The organism is Streptomyces sp. Isolate_45, from assembly GCF_024721315.2.
Lineage (GTDB): Bacteria > Actinomycetota > Actinomycetes > Streptomycetales > Streptomycetaceae > Streptomyces.
This window is the reverse complement of record NZ_JANFAK020000342.1, coordinates 1-2,112: the sequence shown is the minus strand read 5'-3', so window position 1 is coordinate 2,112 and position 2,112 is coordinate 1. Positions and strand designations below refer to the sequence as shown.

1 protein-coding gene is annotated in these 2,112 nt (G+C 71.2%); it reads right to left on the bottom strand.

The features are described 5' to 3' along the window. Positions 1–107 precede the first annotated feature (107 nt). Positions 108–1,874: a carbohydrate binding domain-containing protein gene (locus tag NOD94_RS40885; RefSeq protein WP_281211313.1), complete on the bottom strand. Its 1,767-nt coding sequence runs from the start codon at positions 1,872–1,874 to the stop codon at positions 108–110. Between the last annotated feature and the right edge of the window lie 238 nt (positions 1,875–2,112).

Genomic DNA, 2,112 nt, shown 5'->3' with positions numbered 1-2,112 from the left:
CCCCCCCCCCCCCCCCCCCCCCCCCCCCCCCCCCCCCCCCCCCCCCCCCCCCCCCCCCCCCCCCCCCCCCCCCGACGTTCGGGAACCCGGTGCACCAGCGTTGCGGATCAGGCCGGGACGACCGTGATGCCGTCGCAGTAGCCGTGGCCGGCGCCGCTGCGGGCGTAGCAGTAGACCCTGGCCGTCGTCGCGGACGGGCCGGTGGTGAACGTGGTACTGCCAGCGGTATAGGCGGTGCCCGTGAAGCCCGCCCTGGTGGTGGAGCCGATCGCGTCGTAGGCCTTCACACCCAGCGATACCTCGGTGCCCGCGGCCGAGACCTTGCCCCAGCCGGAGAGCCGGTACGTCGTACCGGGGCGCACGGTGATGACCTGCTCGACCGCGGCGGGCGACGGGCCGACCCGGATCGCGTATCCGCCGGTGTGCGCATGGGCAGGGGTCACGAGGACGCCGCCGTACCAGGTCCAGGGGGAGAGTGCGCCGCTCTCGAAGCCGCCGTTGACCACCCGGTCGGCCGCGGAGCAGGCGCTGTCGTCGAAGGGGCTCGCCTGGTGGAAGCCGATGTCGGGGCGGCAGCGCGCGGGCACGGCCGCGCCGAAGTAGTCCCGGCCGCCGTTGGCCGCAACTGCGCTCCCGGTCGCGCGGGCAGGTGAGCCGGAGCCGAGCCGGTAGTCGGCGGCGCTGGCACCGCCCGGGTTCGCCAGTCGGGGGTCGGCGGTGATCTTGCCCGGGTCGGCGGGTTCGTTGGCGGGGTGGGTGCCGTAGAACAGGTTGGACGTCCAGGTGAAGTCACTCGGCCGGTAGGTGTGGGAGTTCCAGCCGGTGTACCCGCCGGTGCCAAGGTTGTGGAAGAGGTTGCCGCTGAGCTGGGTGAGGGTGCTACCGCCGCCCTGCTGGATCACCGGAGTGGTCGAGCCCGGCGGCAGGTAGACCGTGTTGCCGTACATCTGGGCCGACTTCTCGCCGACCGCGAAGAGCCAGCGGCTGCGGTCGCGGGTACTGAGGTTGTACCGGACCACGGTGCCCGTGCTGCTGGATCCCTGGCCGCAGGAGCCGCAGAAGAGCATGAAGCCACCCTCGTTGTCGTGGCTGTGGTTGTACTGGAACAGCGCGCCGGTGTTGGCGAAGTCCGAGTCGAACGCCATGCCGTCGTTGTTGTCGGGCAGCCTGCGGACGTGGTGGACCTCGTTGTGCTGGATCGTGGTGTAGTCCGAGTTGATCGTCCAGATGCCGGCGTTGGCACCCATCGGGCGCATCGCGATGTCGTAGGCGGTGTTGCCGTCGACCAGTGCGTGGTCGGCGGCGCGGATGACGATGCCGTCGCCGCCGATGTCGTGGAGGGTGTTGGCGCGAAACACGATCCCGGTGCTGGCCCGCCAGTTGACTTTGCTGCCGCAGCCGTCGCCGGTGCCGTAGGCAGGACGGCACATCCAGGTCGAACGGGTGGTCAGGCCCTCGCGGTCGACGCCGGATATGCGGGAGTTCTGAACGAGGACGTCGTGGAAGTTGGTGGGGACCGTGCTCCCGCTCACCCGGAATTGAATCCCGTTGCTCCACTTGGTGCTGTCACCGTGGACGTCGTGGACATGGACGTCGTCGACGACGTAGTGGGTGCCGACCCCGTCGGGCAGGTCGGCGATCTCGACGAGCAGCCCGTTGCGCTCCCTCCTGGTGGCGCCGGAGTCCTGGAAGGTGATCTCCAGGCCGCGGATCTCCCACTGCTCGACATTGCGGAGGTGAACGGCGGCGATCTCGTCGGAGGCGGCGTCCCCCGCGACGACCGGCCTGGCGCTACCGGGCCCGTAGGCGGCGAGGGTGACCGGGGCGCCGGCCGCACCGGATCCCCGGGGCCGGAGGGTACCGCGGCACAGCACGCCCCGCCTGAGCAGGAGTTGGTCACCGGGCCCGAAGACGTGGGCGTTGGCACTCGCGAGGGAGTTCCAGGGGCTGTTCGGACTTCCCGAGCCGTCGGCGGCCGCCGAGCAGTCCAGGTACCGGACGGTGGGAGAAGCGGGGGGGGGGGGGGGGGGGGGGGGGGGCCCCCCCCCCCCCCCCCCCCCCCCCCCCCCCCCCCCCCCCACAAACCAAAAAAAAAAAAAAAAAAAAAAAAAA